General features: G+C 67.3%; 25 protein-coding genes. 12 read left to right on the forward strand and 13 right to left on the reverse strand.

All coding sequences use genetic code 11. The features are described 5' to 3' along the window. From U7114_RS17025 to purU, 4 genes are all read left to right on the forward strand, one after another. A partial coding sequence (locus U7114_RS17025) for a lipoyl synthase (RefSeq protein ID WP_323058032.1) occupies positions 1-581 on the forward strand: 581 nt, incomplete at its 5' end. A gap of 54 nt (positions 582-635) precedes the next feature. After that, positions 636-1,487, forward strand: coding sequence for a methylenetetrahydrofolate reductase (locus U7114_RS17030; protein WP_157240936.1), 852 nt, complete (start codon positions 636-638; stop codon positions 1,485-1,487). Next, on the forward strand, positions 1,477-2,943 hold the full coding sequence (gene cycA, locus U7114_RS17035) for a D-serine/D-alanine/glycine transporter (protein WP_323058033.1): 1,467 nt from the start codon (positions 1,477-1,479) through the stop codon (positions 2,941-2,943). The genes U7114_RS17030 and cycA overlap by 11 nt, the downstream gene beginning before the upstream one ends. Beyond that, positions 2,940-3,878: a formyltetrahydrofolate deformylase gene (purU, locus tag U7114_RS17040; RefSeq protein WP_323058034.1), complete on the forward strand. Its 939-nt coding sequence runs from the start codon at positions 2,940-2,942 to the stop codon at positions 3,876-3,878. The genes cycA and purU overlap by 4 nt, the downstream gene beginning before the upstream one ends. 287 nt (positions 3,879-4,165) lie before the next feature. Here purU and U7114_RS17045 read toward each other — a convergent pair whose 3' ends face one another. The 5 genes from U7114_RS17045 to U7114_RS17065 form a co-directional block, all read right to left on the reverse strand. Next, entirely contained in the window at positions 4,166-4,333 is a 168-nt protein-coding gene (locus U7114_RS17045; RefSeq protein WP_323058035.1) for a hypothetical protein, read from the reverse strand. Positions 4,334-4,533: 200 nt separating this feature from the next. Continuing rightward, positions 4,534-4,956, reverse strand: a complete 423-nt coding sequence (locus tag U7114_RS17050; protein WP_104999110.1) for a universal stress protein — start codon at positions 4,954-4,956, stop codon at positions 4,534-4,536. A gap of 233 nt (positions 4,957-5,189) precedes the next feature. Beyond that, a complete protein-coding gene (locus tag U7114_RS17055; protein WP_323058036.1) occupies positions 5,190-6,800 on the reverse strand; it encodes an HNH endonuclease signature motif containing protein in 1,611 nt (536 codons plus the stop codon). Between the two features lie 84 nt (positions 6,801-6,884). Continuing rightward, entirely contained in the window at positions 6,885-8,663 is a 1,779-nt protein-coding gene (locus tag U7114_RS17060) for a DUF5671 domain-containing protein (protein WP_323058037.1), read from the reverse strand. Next, a complete protein-coding gene (locus tag U7114_RS17065; protein ID WP_157240947.1) occupies positions 8,660-9,124 on the reverse strand; it encodes a hypothetical protein in 465 nt (154 codons plus the stop codon). The genes U7114_RS17060 and U7114_RS17065 overlap by 4 nt, the downstream gene beginning before the upstream one ends. A gap of 184 nt (positions 9,125-9,308) precedes the next feature. Between U7114_RS17065 and U7114_RS17070 the strand changes: the two genes are divergently transcribed. Next, complete coding sequence (locus U7114_RS17070) at positions 9,309-10,169, forward strand: phosphatidylinositol-specific phospholipase C/glycerophosphodiester phosphodiesterase family protein (RefSeq protein WP_323058038.1); 861 nt, start codon at positions 9,309-9,311, stop codon at positions 10,167-10,169. A gap of 35 nt (positions 10,170-10,204) precedes the next feature. Beyond that, a complete protein-coding gene (locus U7114_RS17075) occupies positions 10,205-11,254 on the forward strand; it encodes a metallophosphoesterase (protein ID WP_323058069.1) in 1,050 nt (349 codons plus the stop codon). Positions 11,255-11,358: 104 nt separating this feature from the next. Here U7114_RS17075 and U7114_RS17080 read toward each other — a convergent pair whose 3' ends face one another. After that, positions 11,359-11,763, reverse strand: a complete 405-nt coding sequence (locus U7114_RS17080) for an Hpt domain-containing protein (RefSeq protein WP_157240949.1) — start codon at positions 11,761-11,763, stop codon at positions 11,359-11,361. 196 nt (positions 11,764-11,959) lie between these two features. Between U7114_RS17080 and U7114_RS17085 the strand changes: the two genes are divergently transcribed. After that, the gene (locus U7114_RS17085; RefSeq protein ID WP_157240951.1) at positions 11,960-12,754 is read left to right on the forward strand and encodes an oxygenase MpaB family protein; all 795 of its coding nucleotides are present in this window, start codon (positions 11,960-11,962) and stop codon (positions 12,752-12,754) included. Between the two features lie 79 nt (positions 12,755-12,833). Beyond that, positions 12,834-13,688, forward strand: a complete 855-nt coding sequence (locus tag U7114_RS17090) for a phosphatase PAP2 family protein (protein WP_323058039.1) — start codon at positions 12,834-12,836, stop codon at positions 13,686-13,688. Between the two features lie 27 nt (positions 13,689-13,715). Here U7114_RS17090 and U7114_RS17095 read toward each other — a convergent pair whose 3' ends face one another. The 6 genes from U7114_RS17095 to U7114_RS17120 all read right to left on the reverse strand — a co-directional run bounded on the left by U7114_RS17095 (position 13,716) and on the right by U7114_RS17120 (position 20,886). After that, entirely contained in the window at positions 13,716-14,198 is a 483-nt protein-coding gene (locus U7114_RS17095) for a hypothetical protein (protein ID WP_323058040.1), read from the reverse strand. Continuing rightward, positions 14,195-16,603 (reverse strand): nitrate reductase, encoded by a 2,409-nt coding sequence (locus tag U7114_RS17100; protein WP_323058041.1) that lies wholly within the window; start codon positions 16,601-16,603, stop codon positions 14,195-14,197. Before U7114_RS17100 ends, U7114_RS17095 begins: the two co-directional genes overlap by 4 nt. Positions 16,604-16,768: 165 nt before the next feature. Further along, positions 16,769-18,145 carry an LLM class flavin-dependent oxidoreductase gene (locus U7114_RS17105; RefSeq protein ID WP_323058042.1) on the reverse strand — a complete coding sequence of 459 codons (1,377 nt, stop codon included), beginning with the start codon at positions 18,143-18,145 and terminating at the stop codon, positions 16,769-16,771. A 25-nt stretch (positions 18,146-18,170) separates the two neighbouring features. Further along, positions 18,171-18,941, reverse strand: coding sequence for an ABC transporter ATP-binding protein (locus U7114_RS17110; RefSeq protein WP_323058043.1), 771 nt, complete (start codon positions 18,939-18,941; stop codon positions 18,171-18,173). Beyond that, entirely contained in the window at positions 18,917-19,774 is an 858-nt protein-coding gene (locus tag U7114_RS17115) for an ABC transporter permease (protein ID WP_321214450.1), read from the reverse strand. Before U7114_RS17115 ends, U7114_RS17110 begins: the two co-directional genes overlap by 25 nt. Further along, on the reverse strand, positions 19,771-20,886 hold the full coding sequence (locus U7114_RS17120; RefSeq protein WP_323058044.1) for an ABC transporter substrate-binding protein: 1,116 nt from the start codon (positions 20,884-20,886) through the stop codon (positions 19,771-19,773). The genes U7114_RS17115 and U7114_RS17120 overlap by 4 nt, the downstream gene beginning before the upstream one ends. A 498-nt stretch (positions 20,887-21,384) precedes the next feature. Between U7114_RS17120 and U7114_RS17125 the strand changes: the two genes are divergently transcribed. After that, positions 21,385-22,527 (forward strand): PQQ-dependent sugar dehydrogenase, encoded by a 1,143-nt coding sequence (locus U7114_RS17125; protein WP_323058045.1) that lies wholly within the window; start codon positions 21,385-21,387, stop codon positions 22,525-22,527. A 12-nt stretch (positions 22,528-22,539) separates the two neighbouring features. On the opposite strand, the gene U7114_RS17130 is transcribed toward U7114_RS17125, so the two are convergent. Then, entirely contained in the window at positions 22,540-23,424 is an 885-nt protein-coding gene (locus U7114_RS17130) for a helix-turn-helix transcriptional regulator (RefSeq protein WP_323058046.1), read from the reverse strand. 139 nt (positions 23,425-23,563) lie between these two features. On the opposite strand from U7114_RS17130, the gene U7114_RS17135 reads away from it, so the two are divergent. The 3 genes from U7114_RS17135 to U7114_RS17145 all read left to right on the forward strand — a co-directional run bounded on the left by U7114_RS17135 (position 23,564) and on the right by U7114_RS17145 (position 26,226). Then, positions 23,564-24,784, forward strand: a complete 1,221-nt coding sequence (locus U7114_RS17135) for a multidrug effflux MFS transporter (protein WP_323058047.1) — start codon at positions 23,564-23,566, stop codon at positions 24,782-24,784. Positions 24,785-24,896: 112 nt separating this feature from the next. Then, positions 24,897-25,937: an NAD(P)-dependent alcohol dehydrogenase gene (locus U7114_RS17140; protein WP_157240969.1), complete on the forward strand. Its 1,041-nt coding sequence runs from the start codon at positions 24,897-24,899 to the stop codon at positions 25,935-25,937. A 109-nt stretch (positions 25,938-26,046) separates the two neighbouring features. After that, positions 26,047-26,226, forward strand: coding sequence for a hypothetical protein (locus U7114_RS17145; protein WP_157240971.1), 180 nt, complete (start codon positions 26,047-26,049; stop codon positions 26,224-26,226). Position 26,227 lies beyond the last annotated feature (1 nt).

A 26,227-nucleotide genomic window follows, 5' to 3' on the forward strand; every position in this document is an offset into this window, starting at 1 on the left:
ACCCCGGCACCGGGGTGGAGCTGCTGATCCCGGACTTCTCCGGCAAACCCGAACACATCGAAGCGATCTGCGACTCCAGGCCCGAGGTCTTCGCGCACAACGTGGAGACCGTGCCGAGGATCTTCAAGCGGATCCGGCCCGCGTTCCGCTATGAGCGGTCCCTGGACGTGATCACGCAGGGCCGGAACCTGGGCATGGTGACCAAGTCCAACCTGATCCTGGGCATGGGCGAAACCCGGGAAGAGATCTCCGAGGCGCTGCGGGACCTGCACGAGGCCGGCTGCGACCTGATCACCATCACCCAGTACCTGCGCCCGTCCGAGCGGCACCTGCCGGTGGACCGCTGGGTCAAGCCGCAGGAATTCGTGGACCTCCAGGACGAGGCCAACGAGATCGGCTTCCTGGGCGTCATGTCCGGGCCGCTGGTCCGCTCCTCCTACCGCGCCGGCCGGCTCTGGGCCACCGCGATGCGGAAGAAGGGCCGGGACATCCCCGCCGAACTCGCCCACATCGCCGACGGCATCCAGGACTCCGGCACCACCCGCCAGGAGGCCAGCTCACTGCTCGCCGCCACGGCCTGACGCGGGACCTGCCCAAGGCTGAAGCTTTCCATAACTGATGACCAGACAGGACCAATGATGTTCCCCATCAGAATCGAAATCATCCCTTCCGAAGGAATCGTTGAGCAGGTCCAGGCCCTGGTGCCCCGGAGCACCACGCTCAGCGTCACCTGCCTGCCGCACCACGGCATCGAACGGACCATGCGCACCGCGGTGGAGGCGGCAGACCTCGGTTATACCGTGGTTCCGCACCTGGCTGCGCGGAGCATCCGCAGCCGCGCCGAGCTCACCGAGATCATCCGGGGCTGCAACGCCGCCGGCATCGGCGAGGTGTTCGTCATCGGCGGCGACCGGAAACAGCCGGCAGGCACGTACGACTCCGCCCTTCCGGTACTGGAAGACATCGCCCAGTACACCGGCGGGACCATGCGGGCCGGAGTTGCCGGCTATCCCGAGGGCCATCCGGTAGCCAGCCCCCTGGACCTGCTGGACGGCTTGCTGGCCAAGCAGCACCTGGCCTCGCACGTGGTCACCCAAATGTGCTTCGACCCGGGAAGAATCCATGACTACGCGGCACTTTTGCGCCGCGAAGGCGTACGCCTGCCCGTCTGGGCGGGCGTGGCGGGGTCCGTCCCGCGGACGAAACTGGTGGCACTCGCCACGCAGATCGGCGTCGGAAGTTCCCTGAAATTCCTCAGCCGCAAGGGCCCGCTGGCCCGCAAACTCCTGAGCGGGGACCGCTACTCGCCGGACAGCCTGATCACCGGGCTGGCAACACAGCCGGGCAACATTGCCGGCATCCACCTTTACAGCTTCAACAGCCTTGCTTCGGCGCCGGACTATGGCGTCCACCCAGCGCCGGAACAGGCATCCCCTTCCGCAGCACTCCACCCAGCATTGATTCGAGGAGCAGCACGTGACCACTAAATCCACTACTTCCCACCAGGAGCCGCATCTCGAGCGGCAACTCACCAACAGGCACATCCAGCTGATCGCCATTGGCGGCGCCATCGGCACCGGCCTGTTCATGGGCTCCGGCAAGACCATCTCCGCGGCCGGGCCGTCCGTCATCTTCGTCTACATGATCATCGGCTTCATGCTGTTCTTCGTCATGCGGGCCATGGGCGAACTGCTGCTGAGCAACCTGAACTACAAATCCTTCAGCGACTTCGCCGCGGACCTCCTCGGCCCCTGGGCGGGTTTTTTCACCGGCTGGACCTACTGGTTCTGCTGGGTGATCACCGGAATCGCGGACGTCATCGCGATCGCCGGCTACTCCAAGGAGCTCTGGCCGGGGCTGCCGCTCTGGATCCCGGGCCTGGCCACCGTGGCCATCCTGCTGCTCCTGAACCTCGTCACCGTGAAGGCGTTCGGCGAGACCGAGTTCTGGTTCGCGCTGATCAAGATCATCGCCATCGCGGCGCTGATCATCGTGGGCATGTTCATGATCTTCACGGGCTTCCAGTCCGACGCCGGCCCTGCCACCTTCACGAACCTGTGGAGCCACGGCGGCATGTTCCCGAACGAGTTCATGGGTTTCGTGGCCGGCTTCCAGATTGCGGTGTTCGCGTTTGTGGGCATTGAACTGGTGGGCACCACGGCAGCCGAGGCCAAGGACCCGGAGAAGAACCTGCCCAAGGCCATCAACTCCATCCCCATCCGCGTGCTGCTCTTCTACGTTGGCGCCCTCATCGTCCTGATGTCCGTCACCCCGTGGACCCAGTTCCAGGCAGGCCACAGCCCGTTCATCGCCATGTTCTCCCTGGCCGGCCTCGGCGCTGCAGCCACCGTGGTGAACCTGGTGGTGCTCAGCTCCGCCATGTCCTCCGCCAACTCCGGCATCTACTCCACCTCCCGCATGGTGTACGGGCTGGCCCAGGAGGGCGACGCGCCCTCGGCGTTCGGTGCCCTGTCACGCCGCAAGGTCCCGCAGAACGCGCTGTTCCTCTCCTGCGTCCTGCTGCTCTCCGGGGTGGTGCTGATGTACGCAGGCCAGGACATCGGCAAGGCCTTCGACATGGTGACCACCGTGTCCGCCGTCTGCTTCGTGTTCGTCTGGTCCATCATCCTGGCCAGCTACCTGGCGTTCCGCCGCCGCCGCCCGCACCTGCATGAGGCATCGAAGTACCGGATGCCCGGCGGCGTGCCGATGGTCTGGGTGGTCTTCGCGTTCTTCGCCTTTGTCCTGTGGGCCCTGACCACGCAGCCGGACACGCTCCTGGCGCTGCTGGCCACACCGCTGTGGTTCGTCATCCTCGGCGTTGCCTGGCTGGCCATCCGCCGCCGCCCGGCCCACCTGGCAAGGTACGCGGAGTTCCAGTCAGATCTTGCCCGGGAAGCGGAAACGTCCAAGGCCCGGGAACTTGAGAAGGTGCAGAAATGAGCACGGCCACCACGCTCACCCCCAACATTCCCGCAGCCGCCCCTGCACACGATGCCGCGGACCCGGCCGCTGCCGTCGAACATGTCCTGACGGTTGACTGCGTTGAATCACCCGGGATTGTCCACGCGATCTCCGCATTCCTGCTGGAGCAGGGGTGCGACATCATCGACATCAAGCAGTACGGTGACAAGGCACAGGGGCACTTCTTCATGCGCGTGCACTTCTCCTCCGGGTCTCTGGCCGCCCGGCAGCCCGCCGGCACTGAAGAGCTTCGCAGCGGCTTCGCCCCGGTTGCGGAGAAGTGGCAGATGAACTGGCAGCTGGAACCGCACGGCCGGAAACGCCGGGTGCTGGTGATGGTGTCCAAGATGGGGCACTGCCTCAACGACCTGCTGTTCCGGGCGCGGACGGGCGATATCCCGGTGGAGATCGTGGCCGTCGTCTCCAACCACCGCGACCAGGAGGGCCTGGTCCAGTGGCACGGCATCCCGTTCTTCCACGTACCGGTCACCAAGGACACCAAGGCCGACGCCGAGGCCCGGCTCCTGGAGCTCGTGGACGCGTTCGACGTGGAACTGGTGGTCCTGGCCCGCTACATGCAGGTGCTGAGCGACGACCTTTCAGGCAAGCTGGCGGGGAAAACCATCAACATCCACCACTCGTTCCTGCCCAGCTTCAAAGGCGCGAAGCCCTACCACCAGGCGTATGAGCGCGGCGTCAAGACCGTGGGCGCCACCGCCCACTACGTCAATGCAGAACTGGACGAGGGCCCGATCATCTCGCAGCAGGTCATCGAGGTGGACCACACGTACACTGCCGATGACCTGGTGGCCGTGGGCCGGGACGCCGAGTGCGTGGCGCTGCGGAACGCCGTCCGCTGGCACTGCGAGGGCCGGATCCTGCTGCTGGGCAACCGGACCGTCGTCCTGCGGTAGGGGAGTTCCTCCGCCGAAACAGGCGAAGGCGGAAGGCTGATGGAAGCGGACGACGGCGGGAGGTCCCGCCGTCGTCCGCTTTCCTTTGGCAGGGGGATCGGTGGTTGACCTGCCCGCCCGCAAACGGCAACGATGGGTATGGCGGACTTCGGTGCGGGCCGGAAACGGCGGATAACAACCTGGATTAGTGCGCTGGCCGTGTTGGGCGCATGGCTTTCGAAGTCATACCGGTGATTCAGGTGGCCCGCACTTTTCGAGCTGTGGGGCCCGGGTCCCGCCGGAGGTTGCTAGGGCCAGTCGGCAAGGCGGAACTGTAGGGGCTGCCTGATTCCGAGCAGGAGGTCGCCCGTCCATTCGGCCACACTGCGCTGGCGGTCATCGGGCGGGTCTGGAATCAGCGGCTGCCGGGGGTCCTCAAACGCGTTGTCCCCTGGAGTGTCATTTGAGCTTTTCATGGTTTCCCTTTGGTGTGCCTGTGAAGCAACCCTAGGCAGGCAGCCATACCAGGGGAAGGGGGTTTATCTAGCGACAAGATAAACTTCGCAAATCTTGAGGAAAGCTCCCTTAAAGCAAACGGGCGACGGGCGGGAGGTCCCGTCGTCGCCCGTTTGCTGGCCGCTGGTCCCGGTACCTTGGCTGGTCCCGGCGGTGTTGCCTAGTCTTCGTACGTGTTGGCGATGTAGACATCGCAGGGGGCGTTGTGCGCCACACTGTTGGCCACGCTGCCCAGGAGACGGCCGATGCCGCGCATCCTCCGGTTGCCCACCACGATCAGCCGGGCGTCCAGGCGCATGGCTTCCTTGATGAGGGAATCGGCGGGTTTTCCGCGGGCGGCGAAGTGGGTGACCTCCACCCCCGGCCGCGTGTCGGCCAGTGACTTCGCGACGTTTTCGGAGGCATCGGAGTTCCAGACCCTCACCTCGTCCGAGCCGACGCCGAAGGTCTCGGAACGGTCGACGTCGAATGCGGTCACCACGTGAAGCGAAGCTCCCAACGCCTTTGCAAGGTCCAGCGCCTTCTCGGCGGCCTTCAATGCCGAGGGGCTGCCGTCCACCCCTACTACCACTACTCCACTCATGCCTGGCTCCTTTGCTCGTGTACTTCCAGCGTTCACTGCCCAGTCTAGGGAAGTTCGGGCTGACGCCCCCATGCCAATTTGCGGAGGGCACGCGCGACCTGTTGGTTCAGGGGACGCTAGGGCCCGGCACAGGCGAACACTTTGCCAAAGAACGCCCCCGGCACGTCCGCGGCCGCTTGGGCTTCCGCTTCGGACGCAGGCCGCTCCAGGGCAGGTCTCCGCCCGGCGGCAGGTCAGGGACGGGCATGCAAGAACTTGTCTATTGCATCTTCCGCTGGGGACTGACCGATGTAAGCAAGGTCCGGAGGGCAACAAGGTGGGCCACCGGGAACTGTCTGCAGTTGTTCCGGGTTCCCTGGCCACTGTGGTGGTTCCCAGTCGTGGTGTTCGGGCTTGTAGTGGCGGCCGGTGGGTGAGGTCCAGCCGGGTGTCTGGGTTTTGGTGCCGAGGGTGGGTTTCCAGCGGCTGTTGTGTTTGAGGCGGTGGTGTTTGGGGCAGAGTTGGGCCAGGTTGCTGATTCCGGTGGTTCCGCCGTGGTGCCAGGCCTGGAGGTGGTCTGCCTCGTTGTCCGAGGTCCGGTTGTTGCAGCCGGGGAAGGTGCATTTTCCGTCGCGGAGGCGGAGTGCTTGTTTCATGGCTTTGGTGAGGCGGTAGCTGGTGCGGCCGATTTCCAGTGGTGCACCGTCGCGCGGGTCCACCAGGACGCGGTGGAACGAGGTGGCGCCGTCGGCGATGAGGTTGCGGGCCGTGGAGGCGGGGATGGGCCCGTAGCCGTCCAGCATTGCGGGTTCATCGGTGAGGCCGAGGAGGGCGAACACCGGGACGGTGACGAGGACGTCCGCCTTGGGCGCCGGGACCTTGCCCAGACGCGCAGCGTCCCCTTCTGCCGGGGCCGCGTTTGCAGGCGCAGCGTCCTCGTCTGCTGTGTCCCTGGTGCTGGTGCTGCGCGTGTCCGGTGTGCTGAGGAGCAGGGCTGCGGCGGTGTCGGGGCGGAGTTGGGTGAGGGTGCGGGATTCGTTGGGGCCCTGGAGTCCGCGGGCGAGGGCGGTGGTGCGGTTCCAGATGGCGGTTGCGGTGTCACCGGGGAGGTACAGCGAGAGCCAGGCCATGCCGTCGCGGTCCGGGGAATACTCCATCCGCCGGTCCGTTGCTGCCTTGGCGTGGCGCTTTTCGAGGGATTCGGGGTGGTGGCGTTCGCGCCAGGCCCGCACCTTTGCCCGGAACCGGGAGGGCACAAGGTCACCGGGTGCGGCTCCGCGGGCCGGGTGGGGCGCGTCCGCGTCCAGGAAATGGGCGGCCATGGCGGCGGCGCCCGCGGGGCCGAGGCTGTGGGTTTCGTCGGCGAGGATTTTGGCGTGCTGCCAGGAGATGGTCCCGGCGGACAGGGCGTCCAGGGCCAGCGGGAGGGAGCGCAGCTGCCGGGCCTGGGTGATGAGTGCCCCGGCGGCCGGGGAGCTTACGGTCAGGACGCCGGCGATTTCCTCGATAAGGGACATTTCCTGGAAGGACCTGTCCTGCAGGGAGGCGTTCGGCGGGATCATGGCGTGCTGGAGTTCGAGGATCTCCGCCGCGTCCCGGGCCTTGGCCGCGGCCAGTTGTGCTTCCAGCCGCGATACAACCGCCAGGCGCTCCAGCCGGTTATCGATCTTCCGCTGCAGGACATCCACAACAGGGTCCGGGGCAGCAGGAACAGCAGGACCAAAATCAGCAGCAGGACTGGAACCAGCAGTCACAGCATCCAGCCGGGCTTCCTCGAGGAACAGGGCGTCAAGGGCGCCAACAGAGGCATGAATACCCTCCATCACCACTGCAGCCCCCGCGTTAGTCACCGCGCCGTTTCCCATACCCATATCCTCGCGGGAGGGTCTGACATTTCTGCGCGTGCGTTGGCAAGCAGGCGCCAACGTGGGCAGCCGCTCTCAGAACAGCTAGCGCCGGGAACCCGCATTGGCCAGCGGGATGACCTCCAGCCGCGCCGCGGGGCCCAGGATTACCAGGACGTGCCGGGACGCGACGCCTTCCAGCGCCGTAGCGATCCGCGGAATGACGTCGCCGGATGGCGGCGAAGTTTCCGCCGCAGCAGAATCACCCGCAGCAATGTCACCCGCCGCGGTACCAGCCCCGGTATCACCCCCGCCGGAGGCCGGGCCTGACGCCGGAAGGGCGGAGCCGCCGTCGTCCGTCCGCAGCCATAAGGTGACCCTGGCGCCGCCGGTGGCTTCAGCGATGCCCGCTGCCAAAGCCTCCGCGTCCGCCTGGGGCGCAGTGACCACCGTGACTGCGTCGACGGTGCGTTTCCTGGCGGGCCGCGCGGCGGCGAGGAGGGCACGGTCGTGCCGCCACAGCGCGAAGTGGTAGCCCGCTACGAGGCCGGCGGCCACCAGGAGCCCGAACGGTGCGCGGATGCGGTCAAGGAGGCTGCCGCCGGTGACGTCCCCGAGCAGGAATTCGAAGAGCCGGTAGCCGATCACCAGGAGCGTGATGAGTGCAACCACCGCGCTGACTCCAAAGAATGCGATGAGGTAGACGCGGCGTCCGGGCGGAATGTCCTCGGCAGCCCGCGGCTGCTTCAGGGGCTTCCACGCCAGCCACCACACAGGCCCGCCCACCAGGAGGGAACTGATGCCGCCCAGGAGCAGGGTCCGCGTGGCCCCTCCCGCCAGCGGCGACACTGCCGCAGCCAGCAGCGCGTTGACCACAACGCCCACCCCGGAAGCGGCGGCAGCGAGGGCCACGGCCGACGTGACCAGCAGGCTTGCCCGCATGGTGCCGGGGGAACGGCGGATCGAGGCCGTGCGGTGGTACCGCCACACCAGCGCCCCCACGAGCGCCGCGGCAATGGCCGGGGCCAATGGCTCGAGCAGTTCGTTCATGGGATTGTTCCGGTCGAACGCCAGGCGCAGGAGCACAAACAGGACCACGCCCGCGCCGCCAAGGGCCGTGATGCCGGCGGCAAAAATCCCGACGGCGATCATGATGACGTCAACGAGGCCCGTCTGGAAGCGGCGCCCGCCCTCCCTGAACCAGTGCCACCACCACACGATGGCCCCGCCGGCCGCCCACACCAGTGAACGGAGCACGGAGTACCACCAGGGTTCAACGGTGACGGTCAGCGGGAAGCCGCGGATTGCGACGTCCAGGAGCCCGCCGAGGGCTGCGATCCCGGCGCCGGCACCGAGCAGCAGGCCAAACACGGACCCGACGACGGCACGCACGTCCTCGAGGTGCACCGTGGGTTTCTTCGGGTGTTTCCACATCCAGCGGTGCCAGGCCCAGATGGCCGCCCAAACAATGGTGTTGGCCAGCGTGGGCGCCCAGTCGTTGCCCCGCTGTCCGATGAATGACGTGGCCAGCCCCAGGAAGGAGGTGGTGAAGATAATGAGCGAGACGCCGTACATGGCCGTGATGTAGAGGCCCCACCCGGCTGAGGTGCGTTCCGCCTCGTCGTCAAGCCGCCGCCAGACAAACCACCATAGAAGCAGGGCGAGCGGGCCGCCAATCAGGGTGAATGCCAGCGACCGGGCCAGCCCGGCCACGTCCGTGGAGGCCAGGACTGCCCCGGATGTGAACAGGCGTTCCAGCAGTCCGCTGAGGCCGGACGCCGCGATCAGCACCAAGGCAAAGAGCAGGGCGTACTGGATCAGGCGGCGCAGGGTGGTCTGGGCGTGTCCCGCCGTCGGGGCCGTCAGCTGCGCGGGGGAAGTCATGGCTTCACCGGCGTCCCCGAGCAGGCCATCAGCATGTAGGGGGCCTGGCTGATCTTCCAGTTCCCGTCCTCCTTGACCAGGGTGAAGATGTCCTCCATCTCGTACTCTGAGGGGCCGAAGGGGCCGTCCTGGTACGAGTTGACCATGGAGACCTTCACGGTGGCGGACTGGTCCCGCTCCGTCGTCGACACCAGGACAACCCGCGCGGGGCGGGGCTCGCCGGAGAAGGAGCCTCGGCAAACCGTCCGGGCAGAATCGGTGAGGTAGGTCTCTGCGGTGGCGATATCGCCGTCGATCACCGCCGTGCTGTACCGCTGGACGACGCCGGCCGGGCTGGCTTCATCCAGCGGCGCGGGGTCGCCGCGGGAAAACACCACGGCAAGGGCCACCACCACCAGCACGCCGATGATGCCAAGCAGCACGAGGATGATCCGGTCCGGTTTTCGCGCTGCATCGGTCATGGCGCCAGTATGCCGTTTTTGGGCTGGTTCCGCTGGTGTCTTTAGGCCCGACTCTTCCTGTTCACTTTTCCGCAACCGTGGGGTCCTCGGGTGTTATTGCGCGCCAACAATCCTTGTCACGCACACACTGCCCCATCCCAACAGCCGGGCAGTGAATCCCCGCAGCTGTATCAAGGAGAACTCCGTGTTCGTGAAAAGCGCCGTCACCGCCCTCGTTGCCCTGGCTTCCCTGACAGGGACTGCCGCAGCCCCCGCGGCCATTGCTCAGTCTTCCAGCCCTTCACCGGTCCTGGGTCAGCCGCTGGCCGCCGCCCATGCCCACAATGACTATGAGCATGACAGGCCGCTGTTCGATGCGCTGGAGCACGGCTTCACCAGTGTTGAAGCCGACGTCTGGCTGGTGGACGGCGAACTGCTGGTGGCGCACGACCTCGAGGATGTGAAGGCCGGCGTCACGCTTGAAAGCCTCTACCTTGACCCGCTGGAAGACCTGGTCCGCGGCCAGGAGGGCCACAGCGTGTACCCGGGGTGGGACGGCAGCCTGCAGCTCCTCATCGACATCAAGAGCGAAGGCGAAGCCACCTACGCCGCCGTCGAACAGGAGCTCGCCGAGCACCGCGACATCATGAGCCGCTACAGCCAGGGCAAAACCAAGACCGGCCCGGTTACCGCAGTGATCAGCGGAAACCGTCCCCTGGCCACCATGCAGGCGCAGGACCAGAGGTTCGGATTCTATGACGGCCGCGCCGCCGACCTCACCTCCGGCATGCCGGCCGAGCTCATGCCCCTGGTCAGCAACAACTGGACCAAGCTCTTCACCTGGCAGGGCGTGGGACCCATGCCGGAGGCCGAACGCGCCAAGCTGCACGCCTACGTTGCCGAAGCCCACTCCAACGGCTACCGCGTCCGCTTCTGGGCCACCCCGGACCAGGCCGGCCCGGCCCGGGACGCCATGTGGAACGAGCTTGTCGACGCCGGAGTGGACCACATCAACACGGACGACCTCGCGGGGCTGCAGCAGTTCCTGACGGCCCGCACGCAGTAACCACCCCGAGCCAGCAGACAGGAAACACCGTGGCTATGAAGACCCTTGCTACAACCGCGACGACGGCGGCCCTCCTCGCGCTCGCCCTCCTTGCCTCCCAGCCGACATACGCCGCCGACAACACTCCCAAGGATGCGGACGGGCAGGACGCCTTCAGCTTCGGCGTCATCGGCGACATTCCCTACGGCGAACAGGAAATCGCGAAATTCCCTGCCCGCATCCGGGACCTCAACGCGGACCGCAGCCTTGATTTCGTGGCCCACGTCGGTGACATCAAGAACGGATCGTCCGTCTGCTCGGACGGGTATTTTGCCTTCATCCGGGAACAGTTCGACACATTCGAGCTCCCGCTGGTGTTCACCCCGGGCGACAACGAGTGGGTGGACTGCCACCGCGCCAACAACGGCGCCTACAACCCGCTCGAACGGCTGGCCAAGCTGAGGGAAGTGTTCTTCAACGAACCCGGCAAGACCCTCGGTGCCACCATGCCGGTCAAGTCCCAGGAGGCCCTCGGTCTCCCGGAAAATGTCCGCTTCACCGAGAACCGGATTGCCTTTTCAGTGGTGAACGTCCAGGGCAGCAACAACTCGCTCCAGCCGTGGAGCGGCCTCGGCGAAACCGCCGTGACGCCCGAACAGCAGGCCGAAGTGGAGTACCGCACCGAGGCTGTCCTGGACCAGATCCGTGCCACCTTCAGTGACGCCGCCCGGCGCAACGACAGGGCAGTGGTGCTGATGGCCCAGGCCGACATGTTCGACCCCTCGCTGCTCGCTGCCGCGTCCGCCAACCCGGCGGTCGTCTCCGGCTTCCGCGAGATCGTGGACGCCATCGTTGAGGAAACCAACCGGTTCGACGCCCCGGTTTACCTCATCAACGGCGACAGCCACGTGTTCGCCGAGAACCAGCCGCTGGCGCCGGGCTCGCCGTGGCTGGACATCTACGGCCAGGAGGCAGCGGCTGACGATCTTCAGCGCATCACTGTGGACGGCTCTGCCAATGCCACCAACTATGTCCGGTTCACCGCGTCAGGGAACAGCGCGGGCGGCCCGGTCCTGTCATGGGAAAAGGTGCCCTTCACCCGGTAGCCCCACGCCTTCCAAACGGACGACGGCGGGAGGTCCCGCCGTCGTCCGCTTGCTTTGTGGAGGCATTCAGTGAGGGAGCAGGGCGCCCTATCCTGGCGCCCCGTTCAATGCCCTTGTTTCAGGTGGTTCTGCAGGACATAGACGGTCCGCTGGGCGCACTGCTTGATCCGCCGGAGGTGGTCCGCCGCGATGAGGGGCAGGGTGACGGCCGGGTCCCCGCTCCCGGCCTGGCGGCGCAGCGCCTGTTCGAGTTCGGCGGCATAGGCTGCCAGCCTCTCGGCACCCACCATCTGGCTTGACGTTTTCAGGCTCAGCACGGCGTCCATGGAGCCGGCCACGTCGCCGGTGGTGAGCGAAAGCCGTACTTTTTGCAGCCGCTGGGGCATGTGCGCGATGAAGTTCTCCACGAAGACCTTCCACACGCCCTCGTCATCCTCGAGATCGTCGCGCAGCCGTTCGAGTACTGCGGGGTCCAGGAGCGGCCGGGCATAGGCGTCCGGCTGAGTCATGGCAGGGCCTCCGTGCCATTCATGACCGCCCCCTTCACAGTCGGAACACCCGCGGGGTTTGTGCGCAGGGCTTTTGAAGGACGGTACGTGCAGAGCGGGTGGAGGGCACGAGTGGTGGGTACTCGATTTTTTTCGCGGGTACTGCTCGCGCCCGCCGCCATCGTCCGACCTTGCATCCCTCCGGTAGCCTGTTGCAATGGTGAGTGGAATTGCCGATCTGGGCGCGGAGGCGATCCTGCTTGCCGGAGCAGGGCGGGCCATCCTGCTGCAGCTTGCCGAGCCGGGGGTGGGGCGCGGCGTCGCCGAGCACAGCACGTTCACGGACCGCCCCATCAACAGGCTCAAGGGCACCCTGACCTACGTCTACGCCGTGGTTTACGGCACCGACGAGCAGGTGAAGGAGGTCCGCCGCAGGGTCAACCGCGCCCACGCGCCTGTGCGCCGGGCTGCCGATGACGAGTCGCCGGGGTACAACGCGTACGACGCCGGGCTGCAGCTGTGGGTGGCAGCGACGCTCTACGACACCGCGCTGACCATCATCGAGAAAATCTACGGTCCACTCGACGACGAGTCCGCCGACGCCATGTACCGCGATTACGCGAAGCTGGGCACGGCCCTGCAACTGCCAGGGCATATGTGGCCGGAGGACAGGGCCGCGTTTGGACGCTACTGGGATGGGAAGATGCGTGCATTGCGGGCTGATGAGAATGCCGTGCGCTTTGGCCGGGGACTCCTGTATCCAAAGCGGGCGGCGCTGTGGTACCTCGCCATCATGCCCTTCGCCAGGTTCCTCACCGCAGGCCTCCTGCCGGACCAGTTGCGCCAAGACTTCGGGCTGGCTTGGAGCCACCGCCATGAGCGCCGCTTCAACCGCACCTTCAAGATCCTGGCGGTGACCTACCCGAAGCTGCCCCAGGGCATCCGGCACTGGTTCAAGGACTACTGCCTGAACCAGCTCGACATCAGCTCCCGCCGGGCAGTGACCGCGTAGTTCCAACCTGCTGACGCGCCGGCAGAACAAGGTAAGGTTGCTTACTAACTTGATCTCCGGCAGCGAAGGGCCAAAAGACATGGTTGCAGGCAACAATCCGCCCCACCCGGCGGCGGCCCAAACCGGGGTCAAAGGCGAAGTCCACCAGGACCGCTTTGTTGGCGGGCAGGACCTCACCAGATGGGATACCAGGCCGGGCCGGCTCCTGGCATCGGTCGCCAAACGCATCAGCGGCCTTTTCGGGTCCCACGCGGTATTGATCATCACCTTGGCCGTCGGGGCAGCGCTGGCGGTTTCGCTGGCTGCGGTTTTCGCGCAGGTCTACGAATCCGTCGTCGAAGCCGATGGAGTTGCCGGACTTGACCATCCCGTCCTGGACGGCGCAAAAACGCTCAGGTCCCCGGGACTGGACATCCTCGTCACCACCTATACGGACGTGGGCAGGACCGTCGGGATGCCGGTGCTGGCTTTGGCCGTCATGGCCGGCCTGGCGTTCAAGCGCCGGTCCGTGACCCCTGTCATCCTCATGCTCGTTGCCGGGCTCGGTTCGCTGCTGATGACTATCGCGGGCAAGGAGCTGGTGGGCAGGACCAGGCCGGACCTGGCCGATGCCGTGCCGCCCTACGAGTACTCAGCTTCATTCCCCAGTGGCCACTCCCTGAATTCCGTGGTGATCGCGGGCATCGTGGCCTACCTGATCATCCTCCGCCTCACCACGGCCCGCGCCCGGATACTCACGGGAGTGGCGGCGGCGGTTTTTGCGGCAACCATGGGGCTAAGCCGGGTCTACCTCGGCCACCACTGGCTTACGGACGTGCTGGGCGCCTGGGCACTCGGAGCGGCCTGGCTGGCTCTGGTCATCACTGCCCACCGGCTCTACCTCACCACGCGGGTGCACCCGCCTGCGCCGGTGTCCGGGCCCGCCAGGCCCTGACCCGCAGCGTGCCCCGGACATACGCCGTCAGCTGATGAGGACCTGGGTGGAGCTTTCCTTGAGCTTGGCGTTGGCCCACTTTGCCTGGCGGAGAGTCTCCGGGTGGCACCTCTTCGCCACGTCAAGCAGGTCTGCGTGCTTGATTCCCTGTGCGGCCTGGGCCAGCATCTCCCAGTCCAGGGATACCCCCGAGGCCTTGAGGTAGATTTCCCGCAGGTCCTGCAGCAGGAGCAGCCCGGCATCCTTGTCGCGTCCAAGGAGTTCGCTGCCCTTCTCCCGCAGCTTCATGCCCACGCTGGATTCATCCGCCGGCTCCGGGTCCAGGTCCTGGCCGTAAACCTTTGCGACGGCGGCCAGCCCACGGAGGTGCTCCCGCGACCAGCCTGCCAGGTCCCGTGCCAGGTAAAAGACTTCATGGTCCACCTTGTGCCGTTCCGAAACGTGCAGCAGCGCGTGCACCAGGTCCGTTTCGGAACGGTGCAGTTCTTTCAGGACCAGCCCGATCTTCACTGTGCACCCCCGGCTGCCGGTGCCTCAACAGGCGCGGATGCGGTGATGGCAGGTGCAGGCGCCGGGCCGTCCCCGGGCCCGACGCGGACGAGCCGGGCCGCCGCCGTCTTGAAGACGGGCTGTTTGGAGGCTGCATCCCAGTCCGTGATGGTGAGCTCGTTGGCTGCCCGCCCGTGGCCTGCCGGTTCCTTCCCGTCCGCCGTGTCCCAGTAGCCGTAATGGAACGGCAGGAAGACCACCCCGCGCCGGATTCCGCTGACCCTGGCCTGGGCACGCACGGTGCCCCGGGGAGTGGTGATGTCCACGATGTCTCCTTCCGAGACTCCATGCGTGCCGGCGTCGGCCGTTGAAACCTCAACCCAGACCTCCGGCGCCGCTGACTGAAGCTCGGGCGCACGTCCCGTCTTTGTCCTGGTGTGGAAGTGGTAGAGGGTGCGGCCGGTAATCAGCTGCAGCGGGAAGTCCCCGCTGGGCAGTTCGTGGGCCGGCAGGTACTTGGCGGCCTTAATGACGGCTTTCCCTTCGGGGTTCAACGCCTTGTATTCGTCCGGCTCCACCGGCGCTCCGGTGACCAGGTCCCGGCCATACGTCTCGCAGTAGTCAGGGTGGGCCCAGAATTTGCCATCTGCGTAGAGCCGTTCTGTGCCCTCGGGGTTGGCGGAATTGCAGGGCCATTGGATTCCGCTGGGTCCGCGCAGCTTCGCGTAACTCAGCCCGGTGTAGTCGCAGGGGCGCCCGCGGCTGCATTCCTTCCAGGCTTCGAAGGCCGCTTCCGGGTTGTCCCACTTCACCAGCGGCAGGCCGTCCTTGTCCTTGAGTTCCATCCGCTGCGCGTAGTCCAGGAAGATGTCCAGGTCCGGCTTCGCTTCGCCGGGCGGGTCCACTGCCTTCTCCGAGAGGTGGACCGTGCGGTCTGCGTTGGTGAAGGTTCCGGTCTTTTCACCCCACGTGGCGGCCGGAAGGACCACATCGGCCAGTTGCGCGGTTTCGGACAGGAAGATGTCCTGGACCACCAGGAACAGCCGGTCCTGCGACAGGATGGACCGGATGCGTGCCAGTTCGGGCAGCGACACAGCGGGGTTGGTGCCGCTGACCCACAGCATCCGGATGGAGCCGTCCTCGGCGTAGCGCATCATCTGCATCACGTGCGTGGGCGGCGACTGGTGCGGGATGGCCATCGGGTCGACGTTCCACACCCGGGCCAGGTCCTTCACGTGGGCGTCATTTGACCAGTTTCGGAAGGCGGGAAAGTCCCCGTCCGCACCGCATTCGCGGGTGTTTTCCGCGCTGGGCTGCCCGTTCATCTGGAGGACGCCGCATCCCGGTTTGCCCAGCATGCCCCGGATGATGTGCAGGTTGTTTACCTGGACCGCGGCAGCCGTCGCCTGGTGGGACTGGTAAAAACCCTGCAGCACGGTGGAGAGCAGGCGTTCCGCCTGGCCAAGGATCCGGGCAGCCTCACGGAGGTCCGCTTCCGGCACGTCACAGATTCCAGCCACGACGGCGGGGGAGTAGTTCTTCACCCGCTCCTCCAGGTCGGAGTACCCCACCGAGTGCTCCTCGATGTAGGAGGCGTCCGCCCACCCGTTGGCGATGACCTCGTGCAGGAGGGCATTCATCAGGGCCACGTTCGTCCCTGGCCGCGGTGCCAGGTGAACGGTTGCGGCCCTCGCCACCGGGGTGGGCCGGGGATCAACACAGATGATCTGCGGCGGGTTCGGCCCGGCGAGGCGGTCCAGGATCCGGGTCCAGAGCACGCTCTGCGTTTCCGCCATGTTGTGGCCGAAGAGCGCTATGACGTCCGCGTGGTCAATGTCCGTATAGCTTCCGGGCTGCCCGTCGCAGCCGAAGGATTCCTTCAACGCCTCCGCCGCCGTCGCCGTGCACAACCGCGTGTTGCCGTCCACATGGCTGGTTCCCAGGCCGCCGTGCGCAACCAGGCCCAGCGTGTAGTACTCCTCCGCGAAGAGCTGGCCCGTGGTGTAGAAGCCGATGGCGCTCCCGCCCTGCTCCGCCAGCAGTTCCTTGCTCCTGGCCACAACCCTGTCCATGGCCGTGTCCCAGTCAGTTTCCACCAAGCGGCCGTTCTCACGGATCAAGGGCGTGGTAAGCCGGTCCGGCGACGCATTCGCCTGCCACCCGTATAGGTCCTTGGGCCCCAGCCTGCCGCGGTTCACCCGGTCCCCGGCGCGGCCCCGGACCCCGGCAATCTTCCCGTCCTTCACGGCGATGTCCATCGCGTCACCGTTGGAGTGGAGCAAGGATGCAGCCTGGACCCAGCGGTCCACGTCGGAGGGTTCCAGGCCCTCGGCAAGATGTGAATCCACCCGCGCCGGCCACTCCTGACCCGGTCCATACGGGGTCCGGGTTCCCCACGGTTCGGTGATCCTGTCCACTCGGGCCACAGCAGTCCTCCGGTCATCCAGCTGGAAACACTGGTCCCCGGCGGCGCCGGAGCCACGTGTGCCCGACTTTACGGAGGCCGCCACCGCATCACAAGAGCCCGGGCGCGGAGCCCCAGCGAAGAACACTGCACCAGCGTGGCCGCCTCAGCGGGCTGTGCCGGCCCATCAGAATGCCGCTCCGATCGAGGCCAGCTCCGGCGCAACAGCGCCGGCGAAGCGGTTGGCCGGGCGGTCCAGGCCGTAGTGCTCGCGCAGGGTGGTGCCCGCGTAGCCGGTCCGGAACAGGCCGCGCTCCTGCAGGATGGGCACCACCTGGTCCACGAATGCCTCCAGGCCGGAGGGGAGCACCGGCGGCATGATGTTAAAGCCGTCCGCCGCGCCGCCGTCGAACCATTCCTGGATGGCGTCCGCCACCTGCACCGGGGTGCCCGTGAAGGTGCGGTGCCCGCGGCCGCCGCCCAGGCGGCCGATCAGCTGGCGCACCGTGAGCTGCTCCCTGCGGGCGAGCTGGACGATCAGGGTGTAGCGGCTCTTGGCGCCCTCGATCTCGTCCTCGCCGGGCAGGTCCTCGGGCAGCTGGCGGTCCAGGGGCAGGTCCTCCGGAGCCACCCGGAGCGTCTTGGCCAGCTGGATCCTGGCGTACTCGGGCTTGATCAGCCGGTCCAGTTCCCGCTCCAGCTCCAGGGCCTCTTCCTCCGTGGCGCCGATGACCGGCACGATGCCCGGCAGGATCTTGATGGTCTCCGGGGCGCGGCCGGCAGCAGCGGTTCGGGCCTTCAAATCCTGGTAGAACTCCTGCGCATCGGCAAGGGTCTGGTGCGCGGTGAAGACGGCGTCGGCGTACCGGGCGGCGAGATCCTTGCCGTCCTCGGAGGATCCCGCCTGCACAATCAGCGGGTGCCCCTGCGGCGAGCGGGGGACGTTGAGGGGACCGCGGACCCTGAAGTGCTTGCCCTCGTGGTCGATCACGCGGATCTTTTCGGCGTCGCCCCAGACGCCCTCGGCCTTGTCCGCGAGCACGGCGTCATCCTGCCAGCTGTCCCACAGCTTCCGGGCCACCTCGATGAACTCGGCGGCACGCTCGTACCGGACAGCATGGGCGGGCTGGTCATCCACGCCGAAGTTGCGGGCGGCGTCCGGGCCGGCGGTGGTGACCACATTCCAGCCGGCGCGGCCACCGCTCACCCAGTCCACGGAGGCGAAGCGGCGGGCCAGGTTGAAGGGATCGTTGTAGGTGGTGGAAGCCGTGGCGATCAGCCCGATGCGTTCCGTGGCGCCGGCGATGGCGGTCAGCAGCACGGTGGGCTCGAGCTTGCCGGCCGGGCGGCGGCCCACCTCGCCGAAAAGGACGGGGGAGTCGGCGAAGAAGATGGAGTCCAGCTTGCCGCGCTCGGCGGTGCGGGCCAGCTGCTTGTAATGCTTCACGTTGGTGCTGGAGTGCGGGTCGCTTTCGGGCAGCCGCCACGATGCCTCGTGGTGGCCGGTGCTCATCAGGAAGGCGTTGAGGTGGAGTTGGCGGTAGGGACGATTGGTGGCAGTCATGGGGTAATCCTTCGGGTCTGGAGGTTCAGTGGGTGGCGCCGACGACGCCAAGATCGGTGAGGAGGTCGCGGCGGAGGGCTTCGTGGCCGGCTGCGTCCTTTGCCGTTCCGACGTCGGGCGCAACAGTGCGGACGGTGGCAACGCGGCCGCTGTCGAGGACAACGATCCGGTCCGCGAGGGCGATGGCCTCGTCCACGTCGTGTGTCACGAGCAGGACAGCCGGCCGGTGGGCGGCCACCAGGTCCCGGAGGAGTCCGTGCATCCTGATCCGGGTGAGGGCATCGAGCGCGCCGAACGGTTCGTCTGCCAGGAGCAGCTGCGGCTCACGGACCAGCGAGCGGGCCAGCGCCACGCGCTGCTGTTCGCCGCCGGACAGCTCGTGCGGCCAGGACTTCTCGCGGCCGGCGAGCCCCACCTCGGCGAGGGCCTTGCGTGCCCGGGCCTCGGCGTCGTGCTCCCGCAGCCCCAGGGTGACGTTGCCCAGCACGCTGTCCCACGGCAGCAGCCGGGAGTCCTGGAACACCACGGACACGCGCTCGGGGACCGTGATCACACCGCTGCCGCGCACGTCGTGGTCCAGCCCTGCGAGTGCCCGCAGCAGGGTGCTCTTGCCGCAGCCACTGGGACCGAGCAGGGCCACGAACTCGCCGGGGGCGATGTCCAGGTCCACGCCGTTCAGGACGCCTTTGGGGCCAAAGCTGCGGATCAGGCCGCGGACCGAAACTGCGTTGATTGTTCCGGGAGGGGCGACGGCGGAAGGGGCGACGGCGGTCAGCCCGCCAGTGTGCGCTGCCATGAGAGGGCCTTTCGTTCGAAGAAGCGGACGGCGCCGTCGGACAGCAGGCCGAGAAGGCCGTAGACGGCCAATCCGAGGACGATGATGTTGGTTTGGCCATAGGTGCGGGCGAGCTCCATCATGTAGCCGATGCCGCTGGTGGCGTTGATCTGTTCCACCACCACCAGCGACACCCAGGCGCCCGTGACCGCGAAGCGCAGGCCCAGGAAGAAGCCGGGGAGGGCGCCGGGGAGGACCACCTTGCGGATGAAGGCTGCGCGGCCCAGGCCCACGGTCTGGGCGAGCTCCACGTAGCGCAGGTCGATCCCGCGCAGCCCGGCGTGGGTCTGCAGGTAGATCGGGACAAAGACACCGAGGGTGATGGTGAGGACCTTCATGGTCTCGTCGATTCCGAACCACAGGATGAGCAGCGGGATCAGGGCCAGGCCGGGGATGGCCCGCTTGATCTGCACCGGGCCGTCGATGAGCGCCTCACCCGCGCGGCTCAGCCCGGACAGCAGGGCCAGCAGGGCGCCCACGACGATGCCGAAGAAGAGCCCCAGGCCAGCCCGCTGGGCGGAGATGGCGAGGTTCTCCTGGAGCCGGCCGTCGGCGAGGAGTTCCCCGGCGGTGGCCACTACCGTCCAGGGCTCGGAGAGGATGCGCGGATCCAGCAGCCCGGTGGCCGAGGAGGCGGCCCACAACAACAGCAGCACCGAGGGGCCCAGCAGCCAAGCCAGCTGCCGCCGCTTTCCCGGTCCCAGCCGGCGGCCGGTGGGCCGCACGTCCTCGCGCGCGGCGAGCGCCGGGTCCAGGTGCGGTTCGACGGCGGGACGTTCCAGTACGGCGCTCATGCGGTGCCTCCCTTGCCCGCCGCGGCGAAGGCGGTGCCCGCGATGGCCTCGAAACGGGTGTCGTAGAGGTCGTCCGCTTTCAACTGCGGCTTCTTCTGTTCCCGGGCCAGCAGGTCGATGGTCTGCTGGTGGCGTCCGATGGCCTCGGTCCAGGACGTGGGAACGTCCCGCTTGCCCGCGGCGTCGATCAGGTACTGCCCGTCCTCGGCGGAAAGCCCCTGATCCTTGACGTAGTAGCCTTCCAGCCATTCCTTGGGGTGGTCCTCGATCCAGCGCTGCGCTTTGCCCCAGGCCTCAACGTACTTGGCCAGGGCGGCGGCCTTGGCGGGATCTGCCAGGACCTTGGCGGGGGAGTAGAGGTGTCCCGGATCATCCCGCAGGCCGTGCCGGAGGGTGGTGGCGCCGTCGGCCCTGTACTTGGCGAGGTAGCGCTTGATCTGCACGCCGCCCAGCGGCGCCGCATCCACCTGCTTGCCGGACAGCGCCGAAGAGTAGGCGTCACCGGTGCTGGGCAGCTCCACCAGCTTGACGTCCTCCTGCTTGAGCCCGGCCTTCTCAAGGATCCGCAGGACCAGGGCGCCCTGTGCCTGTCCGGGGCTGTACGCCACTTTTTTGCCGCGCAGGTCTTCCAGCCTGCTGATGCCGGCGCCGGGAGCGACGCCCAGTTCGTACAGCGGGTGGTTCACGGCGTCCTGGCGGTAGGCGCTCGCGATGATCCGCACGTCCAGGCCGGTCCAGGTTGCGTGGATGGGCGGAATGTCCGCCACGGAGCCGACGTCCAGGGCGTTGGCCCTGAAGGCCTCCGTGGTCTGCGGACCGCCCGAGATGTTGGCGAATTCCACGTTGATGCCGTCCAGGTCCTTGACCAGGCCGGACAGCTCAAGCGCCACGCGGATGCTGGGATCGCCCACCTTGATGGTGGTCCCTTCGGGGACTGAGGTGGCGAGCGGGGCAAACGACGCCTGGCTGGCCGGGTTGCCGGCTGTGGCGGTGCCGCCGCAGGCGGTCAGGAGGCCGACGGCGGGAATCGCCAGGAGTGCGCCCAGCGCCTTGCGGCGGGTGAACGGCCGGACGGAGGGCGGCCGGGGCGGGGAAAATGCGGGGAAGGTCATGGGATGCCTTTCGAAGGGTGGAGTGGCGGGTATCCGGGCGCGACGAATCGCCCGGTGACCGGGAAGACGAAACGGGATGTAGGAGTGTGCCGGCGTCGGACGAATGCGCCCGACGCGCCGGAACTCAGCGCTGGGGACCTGTGGAACTGCTGCCGAAGCTAGCGCCGGTGTGCTGCCATTCGGCGGGACGGAATCATTCGGAAGCTGCAACAGCACGGACCCCACGTGGCGGCGCTGTCCGCGCGGCTGGAGATGTCAGGCATCGGGTCCTCCTTCTCGTAGCAGGTGCTGTTTTTACGGGCTTGGCCGGTGCCGTTGAAACACCTAAGCACGCCTGGCGAGGCCTTGGCCAGCGGCCCGAAACGGAAGCTCAACAGGACGAAACGGCGCTACTTATTCCGCCATTCCCGGGTCAAAACGGGCAACGCGGCGCCATGATCCGCAATGCGGGTTAATGTGACTGGAAGGGTTGTGGGATGCGGTTGACGGGAGAAACACATGGATCGCCGGGTCCTCGCCGCGGCAGCCGCGGGAACATGCATCCTGCTGGCAGGCTGCACCGCCGCCCCGTCACCCGCGCCGGCAACCACGTCCCCTGCACCGGCGACCTCCTCCACGCCTCCATCCGCTCCGGCGTCCTCCGTCCCCGCAACTGATCCCGCGCCCGCAGCGGCAGCCGCCATCGCCGGCACGCCCCAGCCGGTGGCCACGGGCCTCAACGCTCCGTGGTCGGTGGTCTTCCGCGACGGGACGCCGCTGGTCAGCGAGCGGAACAGCGGGCAGGTCCTGCAACTTTCCCCTGAGGGCTCGGCGCGGTCCATCGGAACCGTCCAGGGTGTAGCTGCACGGGGAGAATCAGGGCTGTTGGGACTTGCCGTGAGCAGCCAGGGCGACCTGTACGTGTATTCGACGGCGGCGGACGGCAACCGGGTCCAACGTTTCCCGGTCAACGGCGAACCGGGCTCACTGTCGCTGGGGCAGCCGGACACGCTCCTCGAACGCATCCCGTCCGCGAGCATCCACGACGGCGGCCGGATCGCCTTCGGTCCCGACGGCATGCTCTACGTGACGGCCGGTGATGCGAGCCGGCGGGACAGCGCCCAGGACCGGGATTCGCTCGCCGGAAAGATCCTGCGGATGACTCCCGACGGCGGTGTCCCGGCGGACAACCCCTTCCCGGGATCGCTGGTCTACAGCTACGGGCACCGCAACCCGCAGGGCCTGGCGTGGGCGGACGACGGAACCATGTTCGCCACCGAGTTCGGCCAGAACACGTGGGACGAGCTGAACATCATCACGCCCGGCGCCAACTACGGCTGGCCAACGGTGGAGGGCATCGCGGGCAGGCCGGGCTTCGTGGACCCGGTGCAGCAGTGGCAGCCAGGAGCCGCTAGCCCCAGCGGCATGGCCCACGCGGGCGGAACACTGTTCCTGGCCAACCTGCGCGGACAGGTCCTGCGGTCCGTCCCCGTCTCCGACCCCGCCACATCCACGGAGCATTTCAGCCGCGAGTACGGCCGGATCCGGGACGTGGCGCTGGCCCCGGACGGCCGGCTGTGGTTCCTGACCAACAACACCGACGGCCGCGGCGATCCCCGCCCCGGGGACGACCGGATCCTCGCCGTCGACCTCGAAAGATGAGCAGGCGCTTCGTCAGCCCCGTGCGCCGGCCTGGGCCAGTTCCACGATGTTCTCGGTGGCGGCCCAGGAGGCGAGGAGCTTGAGGGCCTCATCGGAGGGGCTGCCGGGTGTGGCCGGGTAGACGGTCAGGGAATGCCCCGGGTCCTCCTCCAGCCCCAGCACCTGGTAGTTCAGTTCCAGGAGCCCCACCACGGGATGCTGGAAGAGTTTCGTTCCCGCGTAGTGGCGGCGGACGTTGTGCGCAGCCCAGCGCGTCCGGAACTCGTCGCTGCGCATGGACAGCTCCCCAATGAGTTCGGCAATCCCCTTGTCGTGCGGATTCCGGCCCGCCTCGCGCCGCAGGATGGCAACGTTGGTGTTCGCTGCCCGCTCCCAGTCGATATAGAAGTTGTGGGCCCGGGGATCCAGGAAAATGAACCGCGAGTGGTTCGCGGGCCTGGCGGTGCTGCGGTACATGTCGGAGTACAGCGCGTAGCCCAGGGTGTTGGCGGCCACGATGTCCATCCGGTTGTTCCCGATGAATGCCGGCGCGCCGGTGATGGTGTCCAGCAGGAACTGCAGCTCCGGCCGGACCCCTGCCGGCACCGGGGGCGCCGCCCGCTTGCGTCCCGATGTGTTGGCTGTCCGGGCGAGGTCGTAAAGATGGTCGTGCTCGGCTCGGTCCAGCTCCAGGGCGCGGGCGATGGCGTCAAGGACACTGTCCGAGACACCCGTGAGGTTTCCGCGTTCCAGGCGGGTGTAGTAGTCAACGCTGACGCCGGCAAGCCTGGCCACTTCTTCCCTGCGGAGCCCGGGGACGCGGCGGCGCCCGCCGTAGGGTTCAATTCCTGCCTGCTCCGGCGTGATGCGTCCACGGCGGGTGGACAGGAACTGTCGTACCTCGGCTCGGTTATCCATAAAGGACACGTTACGACGAATCGGGAAACCGTAAGGAGGGTCTGCCAAAACCCGTTTCAGCAGGGCCCTCGCTACGCCTGCGGGCGGCCGGTTTGATGGAGAAGACCCCTCAGCCAGCAACCGGATGGAGCATCAAACCATGCTGCCTAGTACCATGCGTGCGCCGGCGGTGAGCGCCCTCCCGGCGACGCTGGTGGCCACGGTCATCTTCCTGACGGCCGTGGCGCCGCTGGCAACGGACATGTATGTTCCGGCCTTTCCGCGCGTTTCGGCGGAGTTCAGCACCACGGCGTCCGCCGTGCAGCTGACCCTGACCACGTTCTTCGCCGGGATGGGGCTGGGACAGCTGGTGGGCGGGCCGTTCAGCGACCAGCGCGGGCGGCGGTTGCCGCTGGTGGCCGGCACCCTCCTGATGACGGCGGCGTCGGTTGCGTGTGCCGTGTCGCCGGACGTCGGAATCCTGATGCTGGCCCGGTTCCTGCAGGGCTTTGGCGGCGGCTGGGCCATGGTCATCGGCCGCGCCGTCATTGTGGACCTGGCCCACGGTCCACAGCTGGTCCGGGTACTCAACATAGTCATGGGGATTGGCGGTGTTGCGCCCATCATCAGCCCGCTGCTCGGTGCGGTCATCCTGCAGCTGACCGGGTGGCGGGTGACGTTCTGGACGCTCGCAGCCCTTGGCATCCTCATGACCCTCTGTGCCCTGTTCGTCGTTCCGGAATCGCTCCCGCCGGAGAAGCGCCACCCGGGCGGGCTGGCTGAATTCGGCCGCGCGGCCAAGTCCGTGTTCTCAAACCGCCGTTTTGTTGGCTACGTGGTGGTGGCGTCGTCGGCCTTCATTGCCTTGTTCGCGTATGTGGCGACGTCCGCGTTCATCCTGCAGGGCATGAATGGCCTGTCTCCGGTCATGTATTCGATCGTGTTCGCCGCGAACGCCGGCGGCATGACCATCGCCGCCCTGCTGTCTGCCCGCCTGGCAGGCCGTGTGTCGACGAGGAAAGTCATCTTTGCGGGCCAGCTCCTCGCCCTTGCCGCGGGGGTGGCCATGCTGGCCGGGGCGCTGTGGTGGGCCACTCCGCTGCTGGTGGCCATGGGCAGCTTCTTTGCCCTCATGGTGGCCCAGGGCCTGATCAACACCAACGGCGGCGCCCTCGCCTCGGCGGAGGTACCCGGGCACCCGGGGACCAGTTCGGCGGTCCTGGGGCTCGTGCAGTGGACCACCGCCGGAATTGTGGCGCCCCTAGCGGGCCTGGGCGGCGAGGACACAGCCGTTCCCATGGCGCTGCTGATGATTGGCGGGGCACTGCTTTCCATGGCGGGGCTCCTTGTCCTGGCCCGCCCGCACAACCGCCAAGGGTAGGACTGCCAGAACCAGTTACAACAGGGCCACCTCTACGGGCCTCGGAACCCGGTGTGACGGCATTGCACGCCTGTAGCATTTCAATATCCCCCAAACAGACCTCAGGAGACCCATGACCACCGTCAAGGCTTACGCATCCCCGTCCTCGACTGAGGACCTCATTCCCACCACCATCGAACGCCGCGAAGTCGGCCCCAACGACGTCCTGATCGAGATCAAGTTCGCCGGCATCTGCCACTCGGACATCCACACGGTCCGCGGCGACTGGGGCCCGCAGCAGTACCCGCTGGTTCCCGGCCATGAGATCGCGGGCGTCGTCACCCAGGTAGGGCCCGCCGTCACCCGGCACGCCGTGGGCGACCGCGTCGGCGTCGGCTGCATGGTCAACTCCTGCAAAGAGTGCGCCAACTGCCTGAAGGGCGAGGAGCAGTACTGCCTCAAGGGCAACGTCGGCACCTATGGGGCCGTGGACCGCGACGGCACCGTCACCCAGGGCGGCTACTCCACCCACGTCGTGGTGACCGAAGACTTCGTGGTCCGGATTCCCGAGGGAATCGAACTCGACGCCGCCGCGCCGCTGCTCTGCGCCGGCATCACCACCTACTCGCCGCTGCGCCACTGGGGTGCGGGACCCGGCAAGAAGGTTGCCGTCGTCGGGCTCGGCGGGCTCGGCCACATGGCCGTCAAGCTTGCCCACGCGATGGGCGCCGAAGTGACGGTGCTGTCCCAGTCGCTCAAGAAGCAGGAGGACGGCCTCAAGCTGGGCGCCGACCACTACTACGCCACCAGCGATGAGAACACCTTCGCCGACCTGGCCGGCAGCTTCGACCTGATCATCAACACCGTCAGCGCCTCGATCGACATCAGCTCCTACCTGCAGCTGCTCACCCTCGACGGCGCGCTGGTGAACGTCGGCGCCCCCGCGGAGCCGCTCCCGGTCAACGCGTTCGCGCTCATCATGGGCCGCCGCTCCTTTGCCGGTTCCATGATCGGCGGCATCCGCGAAACGCAGGAGATGCTGGACTTCTGCGCCGAGCACGGCCTCGGCGCGGAGATCGAGGTCATCCCCGCGGAGAAGATCAACGAGGCCTACGAGCGCGTCCTCGCCTCGGACGTCCGCTACCGCTTCGTGATCGACACCGCCACCCTCTAACAGCACAACGCATTCGACGGCGGCCGGTCCCGGAAAGGGGCCGGCCGCCGTGGTGCGTGCGGGAGCCTTCTCCTGCAATCCCCTGCCGGGGACGCAACGAATAACCGGCATGAACTACTACACCCCGGCGGCGCAGGACCGGGCCCGGGACGCCGCATCCGATGCCATCGAGAAAGTGCTCAACGGCATGTCCGAACCGTTGAGCAGGCACGCCCTGAACGCCCGCTGGAAAAGGGCGTGCGAAGCCATGGACAGATACCTGGAAGCGCAGGACACGGGCGAGGAATAGG

The sequence above is a fragment of the Pseudarthrobacter sp. C1 genome (assembly GCF_034720455.1).
Lineage (GTDB): Bacteria > Actinomycetota > Actinomycetes > Actinomycetales > Micrococcaceae > Arthrobacter.